At 70.4% G+C, this 25,453-nt stretch carries 23 protein-coding genes; 5 read left to right on the plus strand and 18 right to left on the minus strand.

Features of this window, described 5'->3' with window-relative positions; all coding sequences use genetic code 11:
• Window positions 1-31: 31 nt before the first annotated feature.
• Both hisS and ACFVH0_RS25740 read right to left on the minus strand, forming a co-directional pair.
• On the minus strand, window positions 32-1,294 hold the full coding sequence (hisS, locus tag ACFVH0_RS25735) for a histidine--tRNA ligase (RefSeq protein ID WP_385823782.1): 1,263 nt from the start codon (window positions 1,292-1,294) through the stop codon (window positions 32-34).
• A 13-nt stretch (window positions 1,295-1,307) separates the two neighbouring features.
• Complete coding sequence (locus ACFVH0_RS25740; protein ID WP_361641681.1) at window positions 1,308-1,994, minus strand: MBL fold metallo-hydrolase; 687 nt, start codon at window positions 1,992-1,994, stop codon at window positions 1,308-1,310.
• A gap of 149 nt (window positions 1,995-2,143) precedes the next feature.
• On the opposite strand from ACFVH0_RS25740, the gene ACFVH0_RS25745 reads away from it, so the two are divergent.
• Window positions 2,144-2,938, plus strand: a complete 795-nt coding sequence (locus tag ACFVH0_RS25745) for a peptidylprolyl isomerase (protein WP_385823785.1) — start codon at window positions 2,144-2,146, stop codon at window positions 2,936-2,938.
• 199 nt (window positions 2,939-3,137) lie between these two features.
• Window positions 3,138-4,367, plus strand: a complete 1,230-nt coding sequence (locus ACFVH0_RS25750; protein ID WP_385823787.1) for a DUF349 domain-containing protein — start codon at window positions 3,138-3,140, stop codon at window positions 4,365-4,367.
• A gap of 88 nt (window positions 4,368-4,455) precedes the next feature.
• Here ACFVH0_RS25750 and ACFVH0_RS25755 read toward each other — a convergent pair whose 3' ends face one another.
• The 15 genes from ACFVH0_RS25755 to pgsA form a co-directional block, all read right to left on the minus strand.
• Entirely contained in the window at window positions 4,456-7,035 is a 2,580-nt protein-coding gene (locus ACFVH0_RS25755) for a RelA/SpoT family protein (protein ID WP_385823789.1), read from the minus strand.
• 168 nt (window positions 7,036-7,203) lie between these two features.
• Complete coding sequence (locus ACFVH0_RS25760; protein ID WP_385823792.1) at window positions 7,204-7,755, minus strand: adenine phosphoribosyltransferase; 552 nt, start codon at window positions 7,753-7,755, stop codon at window positions 7,204-7,206.
• Complete coding sequence (gene secF, locus ACFVH0_RS25765) at window positions 7,752-8,855, minus strand: protein translocase subunit SecF (protein WP_385823794.1); 1,104 nt, start codon at window positions 8,853-8,855, stop codon at window positions 7,752-7,754. Before secF ends, ACFVH0_RS25760 begins: the two co-directional genes overlap by 4 nt.
• A 1-nt stretch (window position 8,856) precedes the next feature.
• Window positions 8,857-10,596 (minus strand): protein translocase subunit SecD, encoded by a 1,740-nt coding sequence (secD, locus tag ACFVH0_RS25770; RefSeq protein WP_385823796.1) that lies wholly within the window; start codon window positions 10,594-10,596, stop codon window positions 8,857-8,859.
• Between the two features lie 145 nt (window positions 10,597-10,741).
• The gene (yajC, locus tag ACFVH0_RS25775) at window positions 10,742-11,221 is read right to left on the minus strand and encodes a preprotein translocase subunit YajC (RefSeq protein ID WP_385823798.1); all 480 of its coding nucleotides are present in this window, start codon (window positions 11,219-11,221) and stop codon (window positions 10,742-10,744) included.
• A 165-nt stretch (window positions 11,222-11,386) separates the two neighbouring features.
• Window positions 11,387-12,460 (minus strand): Holliday junction branch migration DNA helicase RuvB, encoded by a 1,074-nt coding sequence (gene ruvB / locus ACFVH0_RS25780; RefSeq protein ID WP_124718828.1) that lies wholly within the window; start codon window positions 12,458-12,460, stop codon window positions 11,387-11,389.
• A gap of 82 nt (window positions 12,461-12,542) precedes the next feature.
• Window positions 12,543-13,169 carry a Holliday junction branch migration protein RuvA gene (gene ruvA, locus ACFVH0_RS25785; protein WP_385823800.1) on the minus strand — a complete coding sequence of 209 codons (627 nt, stop codon included), beginning with the start codon at window positions 13,167-13,169 and terminating at the stop codon, window positions 12,543-12,545.
• Window positions 13,166-13,738 (minus strand): crossover junction endodeoxyribonuclease RuvC, encoded by a 573-nt coding sequence (gene ruvC / locus ACFVH0_RS25790; protein ID WP_124718826.1) that lies wholly within the window; start codon window positions 13,736-13,738, stop codon window positions 13,166-13,168. Before ruvC ends, ruvA begins: the two co-directional genes overlap by 4 nt.
• 123 nt (window positions 13,739-13,861) lie before the next feature.
• A complete protein-coding gene (locus ACFVH0_RS25795) occupies window positions 13,862-14,614 on the minus strand; it encodes a YebC/PmpR family DNA-binding transcriptional regulator (RefSeq protein WP_072484508.1) in 753 nt (250 codons plus the stop codon).
• A gap of 61 nt (window positions 14,615-14,675) precedes the next feature.
• Window positions 14,676-15,269 carry a pyridoxal 5'-phosphate synthase glutaminase subunit PdxT gene (pdxT, locus tag ACFVH0_RS25800; RefSeq protein WP_383073839.1) on the minus strand — a complete coding sequence of 198 codons (594 nt, stop codon included), beginning with the start codon at window positions 15,267-15,269 and terminating at the stop codon, window positions 14,676-14,678.
• Between the two features lie 6 nt (window positions 15,270-15,275).
• Window positions 15,276-16,193, minus strand: a complete 918-nt coding sequence (gene pdxS / locus ACFVH0_RS25805) for a pyridoxal 5'-phosphate synthase lyase subunit PdxS (RefSeq protein ID WP_385823803.1) — start codon at window positions 16,191-16,193, stop codon at window positions 15,276-15,278.
• Between the two features lie 171 nt (window positions 16,194-16,364).
• Entirely contained in the window at window positions 16,365-16,862 is a 498-nt protein-coding gene (locus tag ACFVH0_RS25810; protein WP_385823930.1) for a hypothetical protein, read from the minus strand.
• 123 nt (window positions 16,863-16,985) lie between these two features.
• Complete coding sequence (locus ACFVH0_RS25815) at window positions 16,986-18,146, minus strand: glycosyltransferase family 4 protein (RefSeq protein WP_385823805.1); 1,161 nt, start codon at window positions 18,144-18,146, stop codon at window positions 16,986-16,988.
• Window positions 18,143-19,078 (minus strand): phosphatidylinositol mannoside acyltransferase, encoded by a 936-nt coding sequence (locus ACFVH0_RS25820; RefSeq protein WP_385823807.1) that lies wholly within the window; start codon window positions 19,076-19,078, stop codon window positions 18,143-18,145. Before ACFVH0_RS25820 ends, ACFVH0_RS25815 begins: the two co-directional genes overlap by 4 nt.
• The gene (pgsA, locus tag ACFVH0_RS25825) at window positions 19,075-19,749 is read right to left on the minus strand and encodes a phosphatidylinositol phosphate synthase (RefSeq protein ID WP_385823809.1); all 675 of its coding nucleotides are present in this window, start codon (window positions 19,747-19,749) and stop codon (window positions 19,075-19,077) included. The genes ACFVH0_RS25820 and pgsA overlap by 4 nt, the downstream gene beginning before the upstream one ends.
• Window positions 19,750-20,015: 266 nt before the next feature.
• Here pgsA and ACFVH0_RS25830 point away from each other — a divergent pair, with 266 nt between their 5' ends.
• Both ACFVH0_RS25830 and ACFVH0_RS25835 read left to right on the plus strand, forming a co-directional pair.
• Window positions 20,016-22,241 (plus strand): elongation factor G-like protein EF-G2, encoded by a 2,226-nt coding sequence (locus tag ACFVH0_RS25830; protein WP_385823811.1) that lies wholly within the window; start codon window positions 20,016-20,018, stop codon window positions 22,239-22,241.
• Between the two features lie 147 nt (window positions 22,242-22,388).
• On the plus strand, window positions 22,389-24,059 hold the full coding sequence (locus tag ACFVH0_RS25835) for a hypothetical protein (RefSeq protein ID WP_385823813.1): 1,671 nt from the start codon (window positions 22,389-22,391) through the stop codon (window positions 24,057-24,059).
• 78 nt (window positions 24,060-24,137) lie between these two features.
• Here ACFVH0_RS25835 and ACFVH0_RS25840 read toward each other — a convergent pair whose 3' ends face one another.
• Window positions 24,138-24,698 carry an HIT family protein gene (locus tag ACFVH0_RS25840; RefSeq protein ID WP_384755543.1) on the minus strand — a complete coding sequence of 187 codons (561 nt, stop codon included), beginning with the start codon at window positions 24,696-24,698 and terminating at the stop codon, window positions 24,138-24,140.
• A gap of 66 nt (window positions 24,699-24,764) precedes the next feature.
• On the opposite strand from ACFVH0_RS25840, the gene ACFVH0_RS25845 reads away from it, so the two are divergent.
• Window positions 24,765-25,442, plus strand: a complete 678-nt coding sequence (locus ACFVH0_RS25845; RefSeq protein ID WP_385823815.1) for a potassium channel family protein — start codon at window positions 24,765-24,767, stop codon at window positions 25,440-25,442.
• The last annotated feature ends 11 nt before the right edge of the window (window positions 25,443-25,453 follow it).

The following is a 25,453-nucleotide window of genomic DNA, read 5'->3' on the forward strand; positions in this document are numbered from 1 at the left end:
GGATCACCCCGCCGGCCACCCCGGCCACGTCTCAGGCCAGGCGCTCGCGGATCGCCTCGACCACGCCGGACAGCGGCACGGCCGTCTGCTCGCCGGACTCCATGTCCTTGAGCTGGACGGCGCCCTCGGCCAGGTCCCGCTCGCCCGCGACGATCGTGAAGCGGGCCCCCGACCGGTTCGCGCTCTTCATCGCGCCCTTGAGGCCCCGGTTCCCGTACGCGAAGTCCGCCGCCACGCCCTCGCGGCGCAGCTGCGTGACGACCCCGAAGAGCACCCGGCGGGCCTCCTCGCCGAGCGGCACCGCGAAGACACTGGTGGCGGCGGGCAGTTCGAGCTCGATGCCCTCCGCCTCCAGCGCGAGCACCGTGCGGTCCACGCCGAGCGCCCAGCCGACCGACGGGAGCGCCGGTCCGCCGATCATCTCGGACAGGCCGTCGTAACGGCCGCCGCCGCCCACTGCGGACTGCGAGCCGAGTCCGTCGTGGACGAACTCGAAGGTGGTGCGGGTGTAGTAGTCGAGGCCGCGGACGAGCTTCTCGTCGTCCTCGTACACCACGCCTGCCGCCGAGAGCAGGTCCCGCACCTCCTCGTGGTACGCCTTGCAGGCGTCGCAGAGGTAGTCGCGCAGCACCGGGGCGCCGGTCAGCTGCTTCTGCACCTCGGGCCGCTTGTCGTCGAGGACCCGGAGCGGGTTGATCTCGATGCGGCGGCGGGTCTCCTCGTCCAGGTCGAGCTCGCGCAGGAAGCCCTGGAGCGCGTCCCGGTAGACGGGGCGGCACTCCTTGTCGCCCAGCGAGTTGAGCAGGATGCGGAAGTTCCGCAGGCCCAGGGTGCGGTACGCCTGGTCGGCCAGGATGATCAGCTCGGCGTCCAGCGCCGGGTCCTCGGCACCGATCGCCTCGGCACCGACCTGCGAGAAGTGGCGGTAGCGGCCCTTCTGCGGGCGCTCGTAGCGGTAGTACGAGCCGGAGTACCAGAGCTTCACCGGCAGGTTGCCGAGCTTGTGGAGGTTGGCCTCCAGTGCCGCGCGGAGCACCGAGGCGGTGCCCTCGGGGCGCAGGGCCAGCTGGGAGCCGCCCTTGGTGGTGAGGGTGTACATCTCCTTGGTCACGATGTCGGTGGACTCGCCGACACCGCGGGAGAACAGGGCGACGTCCTCGAAGCCGGGCGTCTCGATGTAGCCGTAGCCGGAGTTCTTCAGGGGGGCGGAGATCGCCTCGCGCACCGCCAGATACTTCGCGGAGTCGGGCGGGGTCAGGTCGTACGTGCCCTTGGGGGCCTTGAAAGTGCTCACGGGATTTCTCTTGTCACATTCCTCGTCGGGGCGCGTCCATACCGTGCAGATACGGATTCGAGGCGCGCTCACGGCCGATGGTCGTCTGGGGTCCGTGGCCGGACAGCACCACGGTCGAGTCGTCGAGCGGCAGGCACACACGGGCCAGCGACTGGAGCAGCTCGGCGTGGTCGCCACCGGGCAGGTCGGTGCGTCCGACGGAGCCGGCGAAGAGCAGGTCGCCCGAGAAGAGGATCTGCGGAACATCCGCGGCCTCGGGCATCCTGAACGTCACCGACCCCTTGGTATGGCCGGGCGCATGCGCGACACCGAACTCCAGACCGGCCAGCTTCAGCAGGGCGCCGTCGCTCAGCTCCTTGACGTCGTCCGGCTCCCCGATCGTCAGCTCGCCCATGAGCGGCATCCCGATGGAGCGGCCGAGGGCCTTCTCCGGGTCGCTCATCATGTACCGGTCCTCCGGGTGGATCCAGGCGGGGACGTCGTGCGCGCCGCACACCGGGACGACCGAGGCGACATGGTCGATGTGGCCGTGGGTCAGTACGACGGCGACGGGCTTCAGCCGATGCTTCTTCAGCGCTTCCTCGACTCCGGCGGCGGCCTGGTGGCCCGGGTCGATGATCACGCACTCCTCGCCTGCGGCCGGGGCGACCAGATAACAGTTGGTCCCCCAGGCCCCTGCGGGGAACCCGGCAATGAGCACGATCGTCCTTAATGGTCGTCCGACGGCGGATTGCGACTGAGAAGGTCGCGGCAGTTCAGAGCCTACCGGCGCTCCTCATTCCACAGCTAACCCATATACGGTACGGGGCAGCCAAGGCCTCATCACACGACCTACAAGGAGATCACCCGGTGGTCAGCAGCGATCAGCGGCGGCGGCAGCTCGCCAGGGAGAAGTTCGAGCGGCAGCAGCAGCGCCGGGAGGAGGCCCGCCGCAGGACGAGGCGGCTGACCGCCGTCATCGCGTCCGCGGTGGCCGTGGTGGCGGTCATCGGCGTGGGTTCCTATCTCGCCCTCGGCGACGACGGCAAGAAGGACAAGGCGGACGCTGCCGCGAGCGCGTCCCCGTCGGCCGACGCGTCGCCGTCGCCCAGCGAGAGCAAGGCGCCGGAGCCCGCGATGAAGATCGACAAGAAGGCCGAGTACACGTTTTCGCTCAAGACGAGCCAGGGCGACATCGCGTTCGCGATGAAGGCGGCGAAGACCCCGCACACCACGAACTCCTTCAAGTCGCTGGCCGACAAGGGCTTCTTCGACGGTACGAAGTGTCACCGTCTGACCACTCAGGGCATCTTCGTGCTCCAGTGCGGCGACCCCAAGGGCGACGGCACCGGCGGTCCCGGCTACACGATCCCGGACGAGAACCTGACCGCGCTGGGCAAGGCCGGCGCGGACGGGACGGTGACCTACCCGGCGGGCACGGTGGCGATGGCGAACACCGGCCAGCCGCACACCGGCGGCAGCCAGTTCTTCCTGGTGTACAAGGACAGCAAGCTGCCGCCCACCTACACCCCGTTCGGCACGATGGACGACGCCTCGCTGAAGGCCGTCAAGGACATCGGCGCGGCGGGCGTGGCAGGTGGCGCGGCCGACGGTGCGCCGAAGAAGGCCGTGGAGATCTCGAAGGCGGCCGTCGACAAGTCGTGACCGGCTGGGGGCGGCCGGACCGGGCCGGCCGGTGACGACGGGCGCGGGACGGATTTTTTTCGGCCGCGCTGAGTGCGGACAGCCGGGCGGCCGGTCGCCTAGATTGGCGTTGTGCAGGGCGGGCGCTGCCCGCCCCAGGAAACTGTGGACGATGCCAGGGGGGCGAACCCCCTCGCGGGCATCAGGTGGAGGAGGCGCTGTGAGCAGCGACCCGTGGGGCCGTGTCGATGAGACCGGCACCGTGTACGTGCGGACAGCCGACGGCGAGCAGGTCGTCGGATCGTGGCAGGCGGGTTCCCCCGAGGAGGCTCTGGCCTACTTCGAGCGCAAGTACGAGGGCATTGTGGTCGAGATCGGCCTCCTCGAACGGCGGGTGAAGACCACCGATCTGTCGGCGAAGGACGCGACGACCGCCATCGAGCATCTGCGTCTGCAGGTGGACGAGCATCACGCCGTCGGCGACCTCGACGCGCTGCGCAAGCGGCTCGACGCGCTCGTCGCGACGGTCGACTCGCGGCGCGAGGAGCGCAAGGCCCAGAAGGCGAAGCAGACCGACGAGGCGAAGCACGCCAAGGAGGCCCTGGTCGTCGAGGCCGAGGAGCTGGCGCAGAGCGAGCAGTGGCGCTCCGCCGGCGAGCGGCTCCGTGCGCTGGTCGACACGTGGAAGGGCCTGCCGCGGCTCGACCGCAAGTCCGACGACGAGCTGTGGCACCGCTTCTCGCATGCCCGCTCGGCGTTCTCCAAGCGCCGCAAGGCCCACTTCGCATCGCTGGACGCCCAGCGCGAGGAGGCCCGCAAGGCCAAGGAGAAGCTGGTCGTCGAGGCGGAGTCGCTCTCCGGCTCCACCGACTGGGGGGCCACGGCCGCCCGGTACCGCGACCTGATGACCGAGTGGAAGGCGGCGGGCCGCGCCCAGCGCGAGGCCGAGGACGATCTGTGGAACCGCTTCCGCGGTGCGCAGGACGTCTTCTTCGCCGCCCGCAGCGAGGTCTTCGCCGAGCGGGACGCGGAGCAGGGCGAGAACCTCAAGCTGAAGGAGGAGCTCGCGGTCGAGGCCGAGCGTCTGGTGCCGGTGAAGGACCTGAAGGCGGCCAGGGCCGCGTTCCGGGCCATCAACGAGCGCTGGGAGGCCATCGGCCACGTACCGCGTGACGCCCGCCCGAAGGTCGAGGGGCGGATGCACTCGGTGGAGCGGGCGCTCCAGGAGGCCGAGGAGTCGGAGTGGCGGCGGACGAACCCGGAGGCGCGTGCGCGTGCCGCGGGTCTGACCGGTCAGCTCCAGGCGGCCGTCGACAAGCTGCGTTCGCAGATCGACACGGCCCGTGCCTCGGGCAACAACGCCCGCGCCGACAAGCTCGCCAAGGAGCTGGAGGGCCGGCAGGCACTGCTGGACCAGGCTCTGAAGGGCCTTGAGGAGTTCGGCGGCTGACCCGTCGCACCATGAGCGGCCGACCGCCGCAGCGCAATGAGGAAGGGGCTCCCGTACCTGGCGTACGGGAGCCCCTTCCTCTTGTGGGTCACGGCCTGCGGGCCGAGGTCACCCGGTAGACGTCGTAGACGCCCTCCACGCCCCGTACCGCCTTCAGTACGTGGCCGAGGTGCTTCGGGTCGCCCATCTCGAAGGTGAAGCGTGAGGTGGCCACCCGGTCCCGGGAGGTCTGCACGGCCGCCGACAGGATGTTGACGTGCTGGTCGGACAGGACGCGGGTGACGTCCGAGAGCAGCCGGGACCGGTCGAGGGCCTCGACCTGGATCGCGACCAGGAAGACCGAGGACTGGGTCGGCGCCCACTCGACCTCCAGGATCCGTTCCGGCTGCTGCGACAGCGAGTCGACGTTGACGCAGTCGGCGCGGTGCACGGAGACGCCGCTGCCCCGGGTGACGAAGCCGATGATCGGGTCGCCGGGGACGGGCGTGCAGCAGCGGGCCAGTTTGACCCAGACGTCCTCGACGCCCTTGACGACCACGCCGGGATCGGCGTTGGAGCGGCGCTTGTTGCGGCTGCGCGAGGGCGGCGAACTCTCCGCGATGTCCTCGTTGGCCTCGTCCTCGCCGCCGAGCGCCTGGACCAGCTTCTGCACGACACCGGCGGCGGCGACATGTCCCTCGCCGATCGCCGCGTACAGCGACGAGATGTCGGGGTAGCGCATCTCGTGGGCGAGGGTGACCAGGGAGTCGCCGGTCAGGATGCGCTGGATCGGCAGGTTCTGCTTGCGCATGGCGCGCGCGATGGCGTCCTTGCCCTGCTCGATCGCCTCGTCGCGGCGCTCCTTGGAGAACCAGGCCCGGATCTTGTTGCGGGCACGGGGCGACTTGACGAAGCCCAGCCAGTCCCGGGAAGGACCGGCGCCGGCCGCCTTGGAGGTGAAGACCTCCACCAGATCGCCGTTGTCGAGCGTCGATTCGAGCGGTACGAGCCGCCCGTTGACGCGTGCTCCTATGGTCCGGTGGCCGACCTCCGTGTGCACCGCGTACGCGAAGTCGACCGGGGTCGCACCCGCGGGCAGCGCTATGACGTCGCCCTTGGGCGTGAAGACGAAGACCTCGTTGCGGGAGAGGTCGAAGCGCAGGGACTCCAGGAACTCGCTGGGGTCCTCGGTCTCCTTCTGCCAGTCCAGGAGCTGGCGCAGCCACGCCATGTCGTTGACGGTGTCCTGGCTCCGGCCGCCGCCCGTGTTCTTGGGGACGTCGGTACGCACCTTGGAGGCGCCCGCGACGGCCTCCTGCTTGTACTTCCAGTGCGCGGCGATGCCGTACTCGGCGCGGCGGTGCATGTCGAAGGTGCGGATCTGCAGTTCGACGGGCTTGCCGCTGGGACCGATCACCGTGGTGTGCAGTGACTGGTACATGTTGAACTTGGGCATCGCGATGTAGTCCTTGAACCGGCCGGGAACCGGATTCCATCGCGCGTGGACGGTGCCGAGCGCCGCGTAGCAGTCGCGGACGGTGTCGACGAGGACGCGGATGCCCACCAGGTCGTAGATCTCGGCGAAGTCCCTGCCCCGCACGATCATCTTCTGGTAGACGCTGTAGTAGTGCTTCGGCCGCCCGGTGACGGTGGCCTTGATCCGGGCGGCGCGCAGGTCGGCCTGGACCTCGTCGGTCACTATGGCGAGGTACTCGTCGCGCTTGGGGGCCCGCTCGGCGACGAGACGGACGATCTCGTCGTACATCTTGGGGTAGAGGATCGCGAAGGCGAGGTCCTCCAGCTCCCACTTGATGGTGTTCATGCCCAGGCGGTGCGCCAGCGGGGCGTAGATCTCAAGCGTCTCGCGGGCCTTCTTCTCCTGCTTCTCCCGCTTGAGGTAGCGCATGGTGCGCATGTTGTGCAGCCGGTCGGCGAGCTTGATGACCAGGACCCGGGGGTCCTTGGCCATGGCGACGACCATCTTGCGCACCGTCTCGGCCTGGGCGGCCTCGCCGAACTTGACCTTGTCCAGCTTGGTGACGCCGTCGACGAGCAGGGCGACCTGGTCGCCGAAGTCGCGGCGCAGGGTGTCCAGGCCGTACTCGGTGTCCTCGACGGTGTCGTGCAGCAGTCCTGCCATCAGCGTCGCCGGATCCATGCCCAGCTCGGCGAGGATCGTCGTCACCGCGAGCGGATGCGTGATGTACGGGTCGCCGCTCTTGCGCTTCTGGCCCCGGTGCCAGCGCTCGGCGACCTGGTAGGCGCGCTCGATCTGGCGCAGCGTGGCCGTCTCGATCTTGGCGTCGTTGCTGCGGACGATACGCAGCAGCGGTTCGAGCACCGGGTTGTACGGGCTGGAGCGCTGCACGCCGAGGCGGGCCAGCCTGGCCCGCACCCGGTTGGACGAGCCGCCGGAGCGGGTCGTGGGGGCGGTCGGCGGGACCGGCCTGGCCGCGGGCTTCGCGGGAGGCTTCGGGGCGGACGCCGCCGGGGAGACCGGTGCGGCCGGCTGTGCGGGGGAAACAGGAGCGGCCCCGGAGGTCCGGGCTCCCGCCCGGTCCGGGCCCGAGCCGGGCTCCGGTGCCGGGGGCTTCGGCTTGTCCGCGGACTGCTTCTTCCCGGGCGTGGCTGAGGCCGCCGCGGGCTTGTCGGGCTGCGGGGCGGCGACTGGCTGGGCCTCGTCTGGCAAGGGCGCTCCTCGTGCGGATCCGGGTACCCGGAAAGGCCATCGTATCGACCCCGCGGCCGGTCCTCCCCCGGGGACCGTGAGACTCCTGACAACGCGGGACGGGCACCCGGTTGTTCCCGGGTGCCCGTCCTGTTCGCACGATCCGTTGCCACATACGGTCGGAACTGCTCAGACCGTGATCAGAACCTCCAGCGGAGCGCCCCGCAGGCCCTGCTCCAGCCGGGCCCGTCCGGGGAGGAAACCGAGCTCCATGAGGACCGCGACGCCCGCGACCTCGGCACCGGCCCGCCGGATCAGCTCCAGCGAGGCCTCGGCGGTGCCGCCGGTGGCGAGGATGTCGTCGATGACCATGATCCGGTCGTCGGCGGACAGGTCCTCCGCGTGGATCTCGATCTCGGCGGTGCCGTACTCCAGCTCGTACGCCTGGCTGAGCGTGGCTCCGGGCAGCTTCCCCGCCTTGCGGACGGGTACGAAGCCGAGCCCGGCCCGGACAGCGACCGGGGCGGCCAGGATGAAGCCGCGCGCCTCCAGGCCGACGACCTTCGTGGCGCCGTGCCGTACGCACAGCTCCGCGAGGGTGTCGGTGAGGGCCGCGAACGCCGTCGGGTCCGCGAGCAGCGGAGTGATGTCCTTGAACAGCACGCCCGGCTTCGGGTAGTCCGGAACGTCGCGGATCCGGCTGAGCAGGAGCTCGCGGGTGCCGTCGGTGGTGCTGGTCATCGACGCTTCCCCGAGGTCCGGCCGTGGCCCCTGGGGGGCTGCTGGCGCTGGCCGACGACCGCGGCGGCGGGCGCGGCGTCCTGCGGGTGGTCGTCGTCCGACTGCTCGTCCTCGGCGGACTCGCCCTTGGCGGCGGCTGCCGCGCGCTTGGCGAGGATCCGCTTCTTCAGGGCCTTCATCTGCGGGTCGCGTTCCTTGAGGTCGGCGACGAGCGGCGTGGCGATGAAGATCGAGGAGTACGCACCGGCGGCGAGGCCGACGAAGAGCGCCAGGGAGATGTCGTTCAGCATGCCGGCGCCCAGGACGCCGCCACCGATGAACAGCAGACCGGCGACCGGCAGCAGGGCCACGACGGTGGTGTTGATGGAGCGGACCAGCGTGCCGTTGATGGAGCGGTTGGCGATCTCGCTGTACGTCCAGCGGGTCTGCTTGGTGATCCCCTTCGTGCCCTCCTTGAGGCTGTCGAAGACGACGACCGTGTCGTAGAGGGAGTAACCGAGGATGGTCAGCAGACCGATCACGGTGCCCGGGGTGACCTCGAAGCCGACCAGGGCGTAGACCCCGACCGTGATGGTGATGTCGTGGATCAGCGCGACCAGGGCCGCGATGGCCATCCGCCATTCGAAGGCGATGGCCAGGTAGATCACGACGAGGACCATGAAGATGCCGAGACCGGTCCAGGCCTTGTTGGCGATCTGCTCACCCCAGCTGGGGCCGACCAGGTCGGCGGCGATCTTCTCCGCCGGGACGTCGAGGTCCGTGGAGAGCTTGGACTTGATCTCGTCGGACTTCGCGGTGTCGACCTCGGTGATCTGGATGCGCAGACCCCCGTTGCCGAGCTTCTGGACGATCGCCTGGTGGCCGGAGGCCTCCGTGGCCAGGTCCTCCGCCTTGGCGACGGAGACGCTCGTCTTCGGGGTGGTGAAGACGGCGCCGCCCTTGAACTCGATGCCCATGTTCAGGCCGCTGACCGCCAGGCCGACGATGGCCGTGATGGTGATCAGGATCGAGATCCCGTACCAGATCTTGCGCTTGCCGATGAAGTCGTAGCCGACCTCGCCTCGGTAGAGACGGGCGCCGAGAGTGCCGAGTCGCGACATCTCACGCCTCCTTCGGGTCAGTGGGGGCGTTGACACGGCGCGAGCGGCGCAGCGGCGGCTTGGCGCCGAGCCGCTTCGGGTCCAGGCCGGACCACGGGTGACCGCTGGCGAAGAACTTCGTACGGGCCATCAGCGTCATGAGCGGCTTGGTGAAGAGGAACACCACGACCACGTCGAGCAGGGTGGTGAGACCCAGCGTGAACGCGAAGCCCTGGACCTTGCCGACGGTGACGACGAAGAGCACCGCGGCGGCGAGGAACGACACGAAGTCGGAGACCAGGATGGTGCGCCGGGCGCGCGGCCAGGCCCGCTCGACGGCGGGGCGGAGCGTACGGCCCTCGCGGATCTCGTCCCGTACCCGTTCGAAGTACACGATGAAGGAGTCCGCGGTGATACCGATGGCCACGATGGCGCCGCAGACCGCCGGGAGGTTCAGCGCGAAGCCGATGGCCGGGCCGAGCAGCGACATGAGCGTGTAGGTCAGGATGCCGGAGACCAGGAGGCTCAGGAGCGCGATGAGCGCGAGACCCCGGTAGTAGGCGACCAGGTAGATGACGACCAGGGCCAGACCGATGGCACCGGCGATCAGACCGGCCTGGAGCTGCTCGCCACCGAGCGCGGCGGTGACCGTGGTGACGCTCTGCTCCTTGAACGAGAGCGGGAGCGCACCGTAGGAGAGCACGTTGGCCAGGTCCTCGGCGGACTGCTGGGTGAAGCTGCCGGAGATCTCGGCGCTGCCGCTGAGGGTGGTGTTCACCTGGGGCGCGGAGACGACCTCGCCGTCCAGCGCGATGGCGAACTGGTTCTGCGGGGACTGCTGCGCGGAGAGCTTCTTGGTGATCGTCTGGAACTGCTTGGAGCCCTGCTTGGTGAACTCCATGTTGACGATCCACATGCCGCGCTGCTGGTCGAAGCCGGCCTTGGCACTGTCGACCTCGGTGCCGGACACCTCGGACGGGCCGAGGACGTACTTCGCGTCACCCTCGGAGCTGCATGCGACGACCGTGTCGGTGGGCTTGGCCCCCCGTGCGGCCTCGGCGCGGGACGCCTTGCTGGAGCAGTCCAGCGCCGCGAACTGCTTCTGCAGCTTGGCCGCGGCGGCCTCGTCGGCGGCGGACGCGGACGGCGTGGTGTCGGCCTTCGGCGTGGTGCTCGCCTTGGGCGTCGGCGTGGAGTCGGCCTTGAGGGCGCCGGTGACCGCGCGGCCCTGGGTGGTGGCGCTCGCGTTCGGCGTCGCCGACGTCTTGCCCTTGTCGGCGGTGGGGGCGCTGGGGCTGCCGGACGGGGTGGGCTTGCCGGACGTCGAGGCGCTGGGCGTCGGGGTGGGCGTGCCCTGGGCGACGGTCAGCACCGGCCGGAAGTAGAGCTTGGCCGTGGTGCCGACCTGCTCCCGGGCCTGGGCGGAATTCGTGCCCTTGGGGATGTTGACGATGATGTTGCTCTTGCCCTGCGTCTGGACCTCGGCCTCGGAGACGCCAAGACCATTGACACGGCGTTCCATGATCTGGACCGCCGTGTCCATGTTGGTCTTGTTGATCGCCGATTCCTGGCCCGGCTCGCTCTTCGCCTCAAGCGTGATCGAGGTGCCGCCCGCCAGGTCGATGCCCAGCCGTGGGGTCGGCTGATCGGCCAGGAACATCCCGCCGGTGAGCGCGACCATGGCGATCAGGATCAGAGCCAGGGAACGCCCCGGCCTGCCCTGACCGCCCGCCGGCCCTCGGCTCTTCTTCGGTGCTGCCACCTTCTCGTTTCTCCCTGTCCAACCGCCCCGCGCCGGGTACGCGCCCGAGCGGCCACGAAGTGTAGTGGGGACCCGCCCCCGCAGAAGACCGCACGGTACCGGGAATGCCGGATGCCGCTGGGCTCACGGCATTCCCGGGCGTGGGTTACTTCGCGTCGGCCTCGCCGTCGTCCTTGCCCTCGGACTTCTTGCCGGACTCGTCGTCCTTCGGCTCGGCGTCGTCGGCCTTCTTGCCGAGGTCGATCCGGGCCTCGTCCGAGGCGTCCTTGTCGGCGTCGTCCTCGGTCAGCGAGGAGGCGTCGTCGGGGACGACGGTGCCGTCGAGGTCGAGGCTGTTCTCGTCGTCGCCGTGGACGATGCGGTTGTACTCCGCGTCGTCGAGGACGGCGCCGATGGCGTTCTTGGCGTAGATGGCGTGGACGCCGGGCGCGATCTCAAGGAGAACCGTGTCGTCGTGCAGCTCCTTGACGGTGGCGTACATGCCCCCGATCGTCCGGACGCCGGTGCCGGGCTGCATCTCGTTGCGCATCTGGGCGGCGGCCGCCTGCTTCTTCTTGGCGGACCGCGTCATCAGGAACATGGCCCCGATGAGCACGATGAAGGGGAGGAGAGTCACGGGATTCACGGGACGAGTTTCCTTCGCACGACCGCGCTCGAAGGCGGCCTGTATCTACGGGGGTGGGTACACCGACCTGTAAGGGCGGCATCGGCGGAGTCTAAGCGAGTCCGCATCGATGGAACAACGCCCAGCGCCGCCCGGTGGTTCCTGCTCCGGTCAACCTGTGACAGATCACGCCCCGAACAGGCCCTGTTGTCCCTTTCCGCCTTGCTGCGGAGGTACGAGACCCAGGTGGGCCCAGGCCGCGGGGGTGGCGACCCGGCCCCGCGGCGTCCTGGCCAGCAGCCCTTCCCGTACCAGGAAGGGCTCAGCGACCTCCTCGACGGTCTCGCGCTCCTCCCCCACGGCGACCGCGAGGGTGGACAGCCCGACGGGACCGCCGCCGAAGAGCTTCAGCAGGGCGCCGAGCACCGCGCGGTCGAGCCGGTCGAGGCCGCGGGCGTCGACCTCGTAGACCCCGAGGGCGGTGGCGGCGACCGGGCGGTCGATCCGTCCGTCGGCCTTGACCTGGGCGTAGTCCCGTACGCGGCGCAGCAGCCGGTTGGCGATCCGGGGGGTGCCGCGGGAGCGGCCGGCGATCTCGGCAGCGCCGTCCGCGTCTATCTCCACGTCGAGGAGGCGGGCGGAGCGGTGGATGACGCGCTCCAGCTCGGTGGGGGCGTAGAACTCCATGTGGCCGGTGAAGCCGAAGCGGTCGCGCAGCGGCGGCGGCAGCAGTCCGGCCCTGGTGGTCGCGCCGACCAGGGTGAACGGCGGCAGTTCCAGCGGGATCGCCGTGGCGCCGGGGCCCTTGCCGACGATGACGTCGACCCGGAAGTCCTCCATCGCCATGTAGAGCATCTCCTCGGCCGGCCGGGACATGCGGTGGATCTCGTCGAGGAAGAGGACCTCACCCTCCTGGAGGGAGGAGAGGATCGCGGCCAGATCACCCGCGTGCTGAATGGCGGGGCCGGAGGTGATCCGGATCGGCGCGCCCATCTCGGCCGCGATGATCATGGAGAGGGTGGTCTTGCCGAGGCCGGGGGCGCCGGAGAGCAGGACGTGGTCGGCGGTGGCACCGCGGGCCAGGGCCGCCTTGAGGACCAGGTCGAGCTGTTCGCGCACCTTCTCCTGGCCGACGAATTCGTCCAGGTCCTTCGGGCGCAGCGCCGCTTCGACCGCGGTGTCCTCACCGTCCGCGTCGGCATGGACGAGGCTCTCGTCGAGCCGCTCGTCGGTGTCGGGTCCGGTCTCGTCCCAGTTCATTCAGTCTGTCCCGCCTCGGGTGTTTCGGTGCCGTGCGGTGCCCGGCCCGGCGTCGGGGTGTTCCCCGGGTGTGGCGCTCCGGTCAGCGCGCGCGGTTGAGGGTCTGGAGTGCGGCACGCAGCAGCTGCGGCACGGGGGCCTGTCCGCCCTCGGCGATCGCCGCCTCGGCCTGCGGGGCGACGGCGGTGACCGCCTCGTCGGCCTCGCGGGTGGCGTAGCCGAGGCCGATCAGGGCGGCCTGGAGCTGATCGCGCCAGGAGCTGGTGACGGCGGTGCCGATGCCCTGGCGGCCGATGTGGGCGCCGACCGGCTCGCCGAGCCTGTCCTTCAGTTCGAGGAGGAGTTTCTGCGCGCCCTTCTTGCCGATGCCGGAGACGGCGGTGAGCGCCTTCTCGTCGCCGGTGGCGACCGCGGTGCGCAGGGCGTCCGGGCTGTGGGTGGCGAGCATCGCCTGGGCGAGCCGAGGTCCGACGCCGCTGGCGGTCTGGAGCAGCTCGAAGACCTGCCGCTCGTCGTCGTCGGCGAAGCCGTAGAGGGTGAGGGAGTCCTCCCGTACGACGAGGGAGGTGGCGAGCCTGGCCTCCTTGCCGATCCGGAGGGGGGCGAGGGTGTTCGGCGCGCACTGGACGGCCATGCCGATGCCGCCGACCTCGATCACGGCCGTGGTCGGTGCGAGCGCGGCGACGGGGCCGCTGACGAAGGCGATCATCGGGGGACCTTCCGGACGGGAACTGCGGGTGTACGGGGAACGCGCGGGGTGCGGGACGCGGCGGCTGCCGCGTGGGCCTGCTGGAGGCGGTTGACGGCGGGGGCACGCCAGATGTGGCAGATGGCGAGGGCCAGGGCGTCGGCCGCGTCGGCCGGCTTCGGCGGGGCGTCGAGCCGCAGCAGCCGGGTCACCATCGCGCCGACCTGTGCCTTGTCGGCGCGGCCGCTGCCCGTGACGGCGGCCTTGACCTCGCTGGGGGTGTGCAGGGCGACGGGGATGCCGCGGCGCGACGCGCAGAGCATGGCGACGGCGCTGGCCTGGGCGGTGCCCATGACCGTACGGACGTTGTGCTGGCTGAACACCCGCTCCACGGCGACGAATTCGGGCCGGTGCTCGTCGAGCCATTCTTCGATGCCGCGTTCGATGGCGACCAGCCGGTGGCCCAGCTCCGCGTCGGCGGGGGTGCGCACGACCCCGACGCCGAGCATCGTCAGGGGGCGGCCGGCGACGCCTTCGACGACGCCGACACCGCACCGGGTCAGCCCCGGGTCCACGCCCAGCACCCGCATGGGACGCCCCTCCGTACCGATCGGTCAACTGTTCCCGCAGGCTATCGGCTCGCACTGACAATGCGACGGGCCGACGGGGTGTGTCCCCGTCGGCCCGTCGCTGAAGACTGCGCTGAGCGCGGCTCAGGCGTCGACCTTCTCCATGACCTCGTCCGAGACGTCGAAGTTGGCGAAGACATTCTGCACGTCGTCGCTGTCCTCCAGCGCGTCGATCAGCTTGAAGATCTTGCGCGCGCCTTCCTCGTCCAGCTCGACCTGCATGGTGGGCAGGAAGTTGGCCTCGGCGGAGTCGTAGTCGATGCCGGCCTCCTGGAGCGCGGTACGGACCGCGACCATGTCGGTGGCCTCGCTGACGACCTCGTACGTGTCACCGAGGTCGTTGACCTCCTCGGCGCCCGCGTCGAGCACGGCACCCAGGACGTCGTCCTCGGTCAGCTCGCCCTTGGGGACGATGACGACGCCCTTGCGGTTGAAGAGGTACGAGACCGAACCCGGGTCGGCCATCGAACCCCCGTTGCGGGTCATCGCGACCCGTACGTCGGACGCGGCACGGTTGCGGTTGTCGGTGAGGCACTCGATGAGCACCGCGACACCGTTGGGGCCGTAACCCTCGTACATGATCGTCTGGTAGTCGACGCCGCCCGCTTCGAGACCGCCTCCGCGCTTGACCGCGGAGTCGATGTTCTTGTTCGGTACGGAGCTCTTCTTCGCCTTTTGGATCGCGTCCACGAGGGTCGGGTTGCCCTCGGGATCCACACCACCGGTGCGGGCCGCGACCTCGATGTTCTTGATCAGCTTCGCGAAGAGCTTGCCGCGCTTGGCGTCAATCACGGCCTTCTTGTGCTTCGTCGTAGCCCATTTAGAGTGGCCGGACATCTGCCTTCTCCTTCGCGTCACCAAAAACGATTCGAACCCGAGAGATCCTACCGGGATCGAGTCAGCCGACTGCGCGCACCATGTCCACGAACAACGCGTGAACGCGATGGTCTCCGGTCAATTCCGGGTGGAATGACGTAGCCAGGGCGTTTCCCTGACGGACGGCGACGATATGGCCGCCGTGCTCCGCCACGACCTTGGCCTGCGCACCGACGGACTCCACCCAGGGGGCTCGGATGAACACGCCCTCCACGGGTCCGCCCTCGATGCCGGCGACCTCGACGGCCGCCTCGAAGGACTCGTTCTGCCGCCCGAAGGCGTTGCGGCGCACGATCATGTCGATCCCGCCGATCGTCTCCTGGCCCGAGCGCGGGTCGAGGATCTTGTCGGCGAGCAGGATCATTCCGGCGCAGGTGCCGTAGACGGGCATGCCGTCCCGTACCCGCTCGCGCAGCGGTTCCAGCATGCCGAACAGGGAAGCCAGCTTGGACATCGTGGTGGACTCGCCACCGGGGATGACCAGGCCGTCGACCTCGGCGAGTTCCTCGGGACGCCGGACCGGCCTGGCCAGGGCGTCAGCCGAGGCCAGGGCGATCAGGTGTTCCCGTACATCGCCCTGGAGAGCCAGGACTCCGATCACAGGGGTGTCGCTCATCGGTGATTACCAGCCACGGTTGGCGTAGCGCTCGGCCTCGGGCAGGGTGTCGCAGTTGATGCCGACCATGGCCTCGCCCAGGTTCCGGGAGGCGTCCGCGATGATCTTCGGGTCGTCGTAGAAGGTGGTGGCCTTCACGATCGCGGCGGCACGCTTGGCCGGGTCGCCGGACTTGAAGATCCCGGAGCCGACGAAGACGCCCTCGGCGCCGAGCTGGCGCATCAGCGCGGCGTCGGCGGGGGTGGCGACACCGCCCGCGGAGAACAGCACGACGGGCAGCTTGCCGAGCTCCGAGACCTCCTTGACCAGCTCGTACGGGGCGCGGAGTTCCTTGGCGGCGGCGTACAGCTCGTTGTTGTCGTAGCCGCGCAGCCGGGCGATCTCGTTCTTGATCTGGCGCAGGTGGCGGACCGCCTCGACGACGTTGCCGGTGCCGGCCTCGCCCTTCGAACGGATCATGGCCGCACCCTCCGCGATCCGGCGCAGGGCCTCGCCCAGGTTGGTGGCGCCGCAGACGAACGGGGTGGTGAAGGCGAACTTGTCGCTGTGGTTGACCTCGTCGGCCGGGGTGAGGACCTCGGACTCGTCGATGTAGTCGACACCGAGGGACTGCAGGACCTGGGCCTCGACGAAGTGGCCGATGCGCGACTTGGCCATCACCGGGATGGAGACGGCCTCGATGATCTCCTCGATCATGTTCGGGTCCGACATCCGGGCAACGCCGCCGTCCTTGCGGATGTCGGCCGGAACCCGCTCCAGGGCCATGACCGCCACGGCGCCCGCGTCCTCGGCGATCTTCGCCTGCTCGGCGTTGACGACGTCCATGATCACGCCGCCCTTGAGCTGCTCGGCCATGCCGCGCTTGACGCGCGCGGTGCCGATGGCCGGGGAGTCGGACTGCGGGGTGGTGGGAAGCGTGGACATGGATCGACCTCACTCGCGGAGAAAAAGTTGCTGAAAAGCGCTGCTTGGCGCAGTGCTGAGCAAACTCTCCGGGAACAGTCCACTGCAAGGGCCAATGGCAGGCCGGTGGATCGTTTTGAATGCGTACGGGACGAGATGTGGCCCCCGTCACGCACGAATACGGCGGTCCGGTCAGCTGACGGGGCGGTCCGCCAGGGCCACCGGGGGTTCGTCGTCCATCTCGAAGGCCAGCGGGAACGGGGCGTGCCCGGCCAGCCGGAACCACCGCACCTTGCGGTGCCGGCGCAGCGCGCGCGCCGCGCGCACCGCGTCGTTGTGGAACCGCCGGGCCATCGGGACGCGGCGCACGGCGGCGGCGAGTTCGAGCGCCGCCTCCTCGCCGCCCGGGATCTCCTTCACGGCCTCCACCTGCGCCGGCTCGCCGAAGACCGCCCTCAGCGCGGCGCTCAGTTCGCTCTCGGCGACCTCGCGGTGCTCCTCCTCCGCCTGACGGGAGGCGTGCGCGGCCTCGTACAGAACGATGGAGGCGGCCGGATCGAGGACACCGGACGTGGCCAGCTCCTGCGTGACCGACGCGCGGCGCAGCAGCTGTGCGTCGAGGGCGGCCCGGGCGGCGTCGATGCGGGTGTGCAGCCGGTCCAGCCGTCCGGCGGTCCAGCTGAGGTACATACCGATCGCGACGATCGCGACGGCGATCCAGATGAAGGTTTCGATCACGGGCGGCAAGGCTACCGTCGGGGCGCGGACGGCGTGGCGGTCCGGGTACGGGCCGGGACCGCGGCCCCCGGTCCGCTACTCCCGCGCCAGTCCGAACCGCGCGCGCAGCCCCGTGCGTTCGTCGGCAGCCACCGAGGCCGCCCCGTCGGTCACCGTCTCGTACACCGCGAGGATGTCCGCCCCGACCGTCGACCAGTCGAACCGGCGCACATGCGCGGCGCCCCGTTCACGCAGTTCCGTACGCCGCTCCGGGTCGCCGAGCAGCCGGATCGCCGCCGCGGCCAGCGCGTCCGCGTCCTCGTTGGCGAAGAGTTCGCCCGCCGCACCCAGGTCCAGCACCTGCGCGAACGCGTCCAGGTCGCTGGCGAGGACCGGGGCGCCGGCCGACATGGCCTCGACCAGGATGATCCCGAAGCTCTCGCCCCCGGTGTTGGGCGCCACGTACACATCGACGCTGCGCAGCAGCCGCGCCTTGTCCTCGTCGCTCACCATGCCGAGGAATTCGACCCGCTCGCGCATCGCCTCGGGCAGTGAGGCGACGGCCTCCTCCTCGTCGCCCCGGCCGGCCACCAGCAGCCGGGTGTCGGGGCGGGCGTCGAGGATCGCGGGCAGGGCCCGCATCAGGACCGGCAGGCCCTTGCGGGGTTCGTCGATGCGCCCGATGAAGCCGATCGTGCCGCCCTGCCACTCGCTCCTGGGCTCGGCGGCGGCGAAGAAGCCGACATCGACGCCGTTCGGGATGACGACGGCATCGCCGCCCAGGTGCTCGACCAGGGTGCGGCGGGCGTACTCGCTCACCGCGATGCGCGCGCTGATCTTCTCCAGCGCGGGCTGGAGGATCGGGTACGCCGCGATCATGGCCCGGGAGCGCGGGTTGGAGGTGTGGAAGGTGGCGACGATCGGCCCCTGCGCGGCCCAGCAGGCGAGCAGCCCCAGCGACGGCGAGGTCGGCTCGTGGATGTGGATCACGTCGAAGGTGCCGTCGTGCAGCCAGCGGCGCACCCGGGCGGCCGAGAGGAAGCCGAAGTTCAGCCGGGCGACGGAGCCGTTGTAGGGGACGGGCACGGCCCGGCCCGCCGACACCACGTACGGGGGCAGCGGTGTCTCGTCGTCGGCGGGCGCCAGCACCGAAACCTGGTGTCCCAGCCGGATCAGGTGCTCGGCCAGGTCGCGGATGTGGAACTGCACCCCGCCGGGCACGTCCCAGGAGTACGGGCAGACGATGCCGATCTTCACGTCCGGTCCTCCCGGGGCTCAAGATCGGCGAGCCAGAGCCGTTGCAGCATGTGCCAGTCCTCCGGATGGCCGGCGATCCCGACGGCGAAGGCATCGGCCAGCGCCTGTGTCATCGAGGACGTCTTCTCGGTGCGGTCACCTGACCCGGGCAGCTCGACCGGTGCGTGGATCCGGGCCTTCATCACGGGCGTGTCGTCGTAATGGAGCGTCACCGGCAGCAGCAGCGCCCCGGTCTGCTGGGCCAGCAGCGCGGGCCCGGCCGGCATCCGCGCGGTGTCGCCGAAGAACGTCACCTCGACACCGGAGGCGGACAGATCCCGGTCGGCGACCAGACAGACCAGCCCGCCCGCGCGCAACCGCCTCGCCAGGGTGCCGAAGGCCGCCCCGCCGCTGTGCGGCAGGACCTCCATGCCGAGCCCCTCGCGGTAGGCGACGAACCGGTCGTACAGCGTCTCGGGCTTGAGCCGTTCGGCGACCGTGGTGAAGGGCACCTTGAGATCGGTGGTGACCCAGGCTCCCGCCAGGTCCCAGTTCCCGAGGTGCGGCAGGGCGAGGATGACGCCGCGGCCGGCGTCGAGACCCTCGGTCAGCCGGTGCGCGTCGGTCACCTCTATGGACGCCTTGATCCGCGCCGGACTCCAGGTGGGCAGCCTGAACGACTCCATCCAGTAGCGCATGTACGAGCGCATCCCGGCCCGGGAGAGCTCGGCCAGCCGGGCCGGTGACGCCCCGGGCACGACCCGGGCCAGATTCGACTCCAGCCGCAGCACGCTCTTGCCACGCCGCTTCCAGACCTGGTCGGCGATGGTGCGGAAGAGAGCCCGGGCGACCGGCTCGGGCAGCTTCTTGACCGCACTCCAGCCGAGCCCGTACAGCCCGTCGGTCAGCCGGTCCCGCAGGCCGTTGCGCGGCTGCGCCGGGTCGTCGCTCACCGGTCGGACCCGCTGCCCGGCCCCGCGGCGGCGGCCTCGGCCGCATCGGCCTCGGCGGACTCGCGGCGCACGGTCACCACCCGCTGCACGAGCGTCACCAGACTGCCCACGGCGACGATCCACAGCGCGATCGGCAGCAGGACCTGGATCCCGGGGACACCGAACTTGTGGAGACCGGCGAGCCCGGCCGCGACCAGCGAGATCACCAGCCGCTCGGCGCGCTCCACCAGACCGTTGACCGCTACCGGCAGCCCGATCGACTCGCCGCGCGCCTTCGTGTACGAGACCACCTGGCCGCTGGCCAGGCAGAAGATCGCGACCGCGCAGAGCACGTTGTCGTCGCCGTTGCCCGCGTACCAGAGCGCGAATCCACCGAAGATCGCCCCGTCGGCGACCCGGTCCAGGGTCGAGTCCAGGAACGCGCCCCAGCGGCTGGAGATACCGGCCTGCCGGGCCATGTTGCCGTCGACGAGGTCGGAGAAGACGAAGATCGTGATGACGATCGTGCCCCAGAAGAACTCCCCCATCGGGAAGAAGACCAGCGCACCTGCCATCACCCCGGCCGTACCGATCAGAGTGACCGCGTCAGGGCTCACGCCGAGACGGAGCAGCAGCGCGGCGAACGGTGTGAGGACACGCGTAAAAAATGCACGCGCGTACTTGTTCAGCATGGCCTTCCCGAGGGTCGGTGGGCCGAGCGGCCCCTACGGCCACCGGCTGGCCCATCGTAGTCACGACCGCCGGACTCCACCGTCCGGGCACCCGGCGTCGCGCGGCGACGCGCCATGTATGGACGCGGCCCGGCCCGAGTGGAAAGCTCGAATTACCGCGGGCGTCGCCGTAGCCGCCGCGGCGGCTCCCCAGTGCCCGTGCAGCTCTCTCCCCACATCGCGTCGGTTTTCTTCCGCTCCCCGCCACTATCTGGGAGGCACGCATCATGGGTGACAAGGCACACGCACACACCGGGGCCGCCGGCAGGGCAACGACGGCCGGCCGGCCCTCATCCGTACGGAATGTGGTGCTGGTCGGCCACAGCGGCTCCGGAAAGACCACGCTCGTCGAGGCCCTTGCACAGACCGCGGGCGCGGTCAACCGGGCCGGCCGGGTCGAGGACGGCGCCACCGTCTCCGACTACGACGAGATCGAACACCGCCAGCAACGTTCCGTACAGCTCTCCCTGGTCCCTGTCGAATGGGGCGGGTACAAGATCAACCTGCTGGACACCCCCGGCTACGCGGATTTCGTCGGCGAACTCAGGGCCGGTCTGCGCGCGGCGGACGCGGCCCTGTTCATCGTGTCCGCCGCGCAGGAGGCCGACGCGGTGGCGGGTGCCACCCGCGCCGTCTGGGAGGAGTGCGCGGCCGTCGGCATGCCGCGCGCCATCGTCGTCACCCACCTGGACACGGCACGCACCTCGTTCGAGGAGATGACCCGGATCTGCGGCGAGATCTTCGGCGGCGACGACCCCGATGCCGTGCTCCCGCTCTATCTGCCCGTCCACGGCCCCGAGGGCGCCGACGGGCACGCCCCGCTCACCGGGCTCACCGGACTCCTCACCCAGCGGATCTTCGACTACTCCTCGGGCGAGCGGCAGGAGAACCCGCCCGCCGAGGACCAGCGGCCGGCGCTCCGGGAGGCCCGCGACCGCCTGGTCGAGGGGATCATCGCCGAGAGCGAGGACGAGACCCTGATGGACCGGTACCTCGACGGGGCCGAGGTCGATATGAAGACACTCGTCGACGATCTGGAACGCGCCGTGGCGCGGGGCACCTTCCACCCCGTCCTCACCGCGTCCCCCGCCGCGCCGGGTGCCCGCCAGGGCATCGGCACCGTCGAGCTGCTGGACCTGATCACCGGCGGCTTCCCGACCCCGCCGGAGCGCCCGCTCCCCGACGTCCACCCCCTGCACGGGGCGTCGCGGCCGGTCCTGAGCTGCGACCCGGACGGCCCGCTCGTCGCCGAGGTCGTCAAGACGGCCTCCGACCCGTACGTCGGCCGGGTCTCGCTGGTCCGCGTCTTCTCCGGCACCCTGCGTCCCGACGAGACCGTCCATGTCTTCGGTCACGGCCTCACCGACCACGGCCACGAGGCCCGCCCCTTCCACGAGACCGAGGTACGCCTCGGGGCGCTCTCCTCCCCCTTCGGCAAACAGCAGCGCCCGGTCACCGCCTGCATCGCGGGAGATCTGGCCAGCGTCGCCAAACTGAGCGGCGCCGAGACCGGGGACACCCTCTGCGATCCGGACCGGCCGCTGCTGCTGGATCCCTGGACCGCGCCGGACCCGCTGCTGCCGCTGGCCATCGAGGCACACAGCAAGGCGGACGAGGACAAGCTCTCCCAGGGGCTCGCCCGGCTCGTCGCCGAGGACCCGACCATGCGCCTCGAACAGAATCAGGACACCCACCAGGTGGTCCTGTGGTGCCTCGGCGAGGTCCACCAGGACGTGGCGCTGGACCGGCTGCGCAGCCGCTACGGCGTCCAGGTCGACGCCGTACCGCACAAGGTGTCGCTCCGCGAGACCTTCGCCGCCCCGTCGACCGGGCGCGGCCGGCATGTGAAACAGTCCGGCGGACACGGCCAGTACGCCATCTGCGAGATCGACGTGGAACCGCTGCCCCCGGGCTCGGGCATCGAATTCGTCGACAAGGTGGTCGGCGGGGCGGTGCCCCGTCAGTTCATCCCGTCCGTGGAGAAGGGGGTGCGGGCCCAGGCCGCCCGCGGGGTCTCGGCCGGCCATCCGCTCGTCGATGTGCGCATCACGCTGCGGGACGGCAAGTCCCACTCGGTGGACTCCTCCGACGCGGCTTTCCAGACCGCGGGCGCCCTGGCGCTGCGCGAGGCCGCCGCGGACACCCGTATCCAGCTCCTCGAACCCGTCGCCGAGGTCCGGGTCCTGGTCCCCGACGACTACGTCGGGCCGGTGATGAGCGATCTGTCCGGGCGGCGCGGCAGAGTGATCGGAACCGAGCAGTCCGGCACCGGCCGCACCCTGGTGCGGGCCGAGGTGCCTGAGCTGGAGATCGGCCGGTACGCGGTCGACCTGCGCTCCCTCTCCCATGGCGCCGGCCGGTTCGACCGGGCGTACGCCCGGCACGAAGCGATGCCCCCGCAGCTCGCCGAACGTCTGCGGGGACAGCGGGAGAACAACCCGAACGACTCATGACCGGCCATGCCGCCCGTCTTTGTCCACAGGGGCGGGCGGCGCAGCGATCCGGACGATACGCTTTGGTCCCAGCTCAGAAGGTGTGCCGGGCACGGCAGTTGGGAAACAGCCGCAGGAGCAGTTCCTCGGCGGCGAGTGGGGGCGACAGTGGCCAGCGACGGATTCGATTTCTCTCCCGGAGCACAGATCCCGCTCCAGGGTTCGGGCGGACAGGCGGTGGCGACGAACGCCCTCGCCTCCGCCGCGTACCGCGACAGCCCGGTGGAGAAAATCCTTGAAGCCAACAGCGAGTGGCACAAGTCCGAAGTCAAGGTGGGCCGTTCCAAGCTCTTCAAGTCCGACTATTTCAAGCCCAATCTCGGCGAGGCGTTCTCCCGCGCCGTCCAGGAACGCATGCTGGGCGGCGCCCGCGGCGCCCTCATCCAGTCCTTCGGGACCGACCCGCAGACCGTGGTCGAGCACTGTCTGTCCGCGAGCCGCCTCCGCAAGAGCCGCGACACCAAGCTCACCGCCGTCACAGCCCTGTTCGGCTTCGTCTTCCTGCCCGGCATGATCCTGTGGGTCCTCGCCTTCCGCCTGCGCGACTACCTCGGCGGCACCAAGGACAAGGCCCTGTCCGCCCTGGGCAGCGCGCTGCTCCCGATCATCGGCATCGTGGCGCTGGTCTTCCTGGTCGGCCTGCCGCTCAACGGGTTCCTGGCGCTCTACGTCCGGGCGATGATCATCGCGCCCGTCATCGGCTGGTTCCTCGCCAAGCGGATCGCCGAGTCCTCCGCCAAGGACATGCGCGCCCGCTGGGAAGGACTGCTCTCCGGCGGCGGCGTCGTCGCCAAGATCCCCGAGGCCGTGCCGAAGAACCCCAACGAGACCTCCCGCGAGGCGCTCCGCCAGGGCCTGGAGAAGCTCACCGCCGAGCAGCAGTCCAACTCGGTCTTCTACGCGGGCCCCAAGGGCATCCTCGGCATGGGCACCCGCTGGGGCAGCTGGCAGCTCGCCGAGGAGCTCGTCTCCAAGGAACCCGGCAAGGAGTTCCACCAGTTCCGCAGCTGGGACCTGATCCGGGCCATCCACGACCAGCTCAAGGTGCTGGAGCGCGGCCCGCTGAACACCGGGGGGTTCCCCACCCCCTCGGTCACCCACTGGATCGTGTCCCCCGTCGGGGAGAACGCCGGCTCGGTCTCCCGCCCCGACGGTGAGGACGTCGCCACCTTCCAGGTCAAGCCGCACGAGATACAGCGGATCTGCAACCACCAGCAGTTCGGCAGCGGCGACCGGCACTATCTCGGCGTCCAGTTCACCCTCTGGGAAGGCCAGTTGATCATCACCATGATGATCACGGTCACGGTGCTCCACGAGACGCTGCGCATCGAGGTCACCGGGCACGCGCTCGGGCCGGTCCACTCGCTCTTCACCAGCAAGCCCGCGGCCAAGACCAAGACGGTCAACAAGACCGTCCGGTTCTGGGAGACCCGCGACATAACCCTCCCGCTGGTCGAGCCCGGCGAGGTCGTCCGGCTCGCCCTGCGCGCCCCGTTCACCTGGTACCCGCCGCTGCTGGACTACCTGGGCGGCAAGATCGCCCTGCCCGAGCCGTTCGGCCTGCGGCACGCCTGGGCGGAGAAGCCGTGGCGCCACCGCTTCATGGCTGACGACGCGATGCGGGCCGCGACGCCGGTCCTGCGCGCCGTCCACAGCGCCGCCCTGCGCGTCCTCAAGGAGAACGGCGTCGATATCGAGCGCTTCGACAACCGCTCGATGATACTGAGCGGCGCGGTACAGGACCCGACCCCGCGCAAGGCCGACCTGTACGACGCGTAGCCGGGCGCCCCGGCACGCGAAGGCCGCCCCGGCGGGAAACAGCGGCCGGGGCGGCCTTCACGGAGGACATTGCCGGGATCAGGCGGCCGGCCAGGCGTCCGCCAGCATCTTGCGGGTGTCGGCAAGCAGCTGCGGCAGCACCTTCGTGTGGCCGACCACCGGCATGAAGTTGGTGTCGCCACCCCAGCGCGGCACCAGATGCTGGTGCAGATGGGCCGCGATCCCGGCCCCCGCCACCGAACCCTGGTTCATGCCGATGTTGAATCCGTGCGCCCCCGAGGCCGCCCGCAGCGCAACCATCGCCCGCTTGGTGAAGTCGGCCAGCTCCATGGTCTCCGGACCGTCCAGCTCCGTGTAGTCCGCGACGTGCCGGTACGGCACCACCATCAGATGGCCGCCGTTGTACGGATACAGGTTCAGCACGGCGTAGACGTACTTGCCGCGCGCGACGACGAGCCCGTCCTCGTCCGAACTCGACGGGATCCCGCAGAACGGACAGCCGTCGCCGGCCTCCGGACCGGTCGGCTTGTTCTCGCCCTGGATGTACGCCATCCGGTGGGGCGTCCACAGGCGCTGGAACGCGTCGGGCGTTCCCACTCCGATCTGCTGCTCCGGCTCACTCGTCATGGCGATCAGCATATTGCTTCACTCCCGGGGTGCGTGTCGCCGGGGCCACACCCGTCCGCGTACGGCGATGCTGAGGCGATGAGCGACCGGTCCGCCGCCTCCACTCCTCCTCGCCTCCGGCGCTGGGAGCAGCGCACGGAAGTGCCGCTCCTCGGCGTCTCCCTGCTCTTCCTGCTCGGCTACGCGGTCTGGGTGCTGGCCCCCGAGGATGCCGAACCCTGGCGGGACCTGGCCCTCACCCTGGTCGGCACCACCTGGCTGGTCCTCGCGGCGGACTACGTCGTACGGTTCCGGCTCAGCGGTCTGGGCCACCGCTTCGTCCGGGTGCACTGGCTGGACACGCTGGTGCTGCTGCTTCCCCTGCTGCGGCCGCTGCGCCTGATCCGGGTCTACACCGCGGTCCAGCAGCGCCGGGAGCAGCCGCGGCTGAGCCTGTACGCGCGTGTGATCAGCTACGCCGGCGCGTCCGCCCTGCTCCTCGGCTTCTCAGCGGCGCTCGCGGTCTACCACCAGGAGCGCAAGGTCCCGGAATCCACGATCCACACCTTCGGCGACGCGGTGTGGTGGGCGTGCGAGACGCTCACGACGGTGGGGTACGGGGACGCGGTGCCGGTCACGCCGGGCGGCCGGGTCGTCGCCGCGGGCCTGATGGTCTGCGGGCTGGCGCTCCTGGGGGCGGTGACGGGGGCGTTCTCGTCATGGCTGCTCCAGGTCTTCCGACGGGAGGACGAGAAGAGGCCCCCGGAGGGCGGGTAGCTCTCCGGGGG

This window comes from Streptomyces sp. NPDC127117 (assembly GCF_042677325.1).
GTDB lineage: Bacteria > Actinomycetota > Actinomycetes > Streptomycetales > Streptomycetaceae > Streptomyces.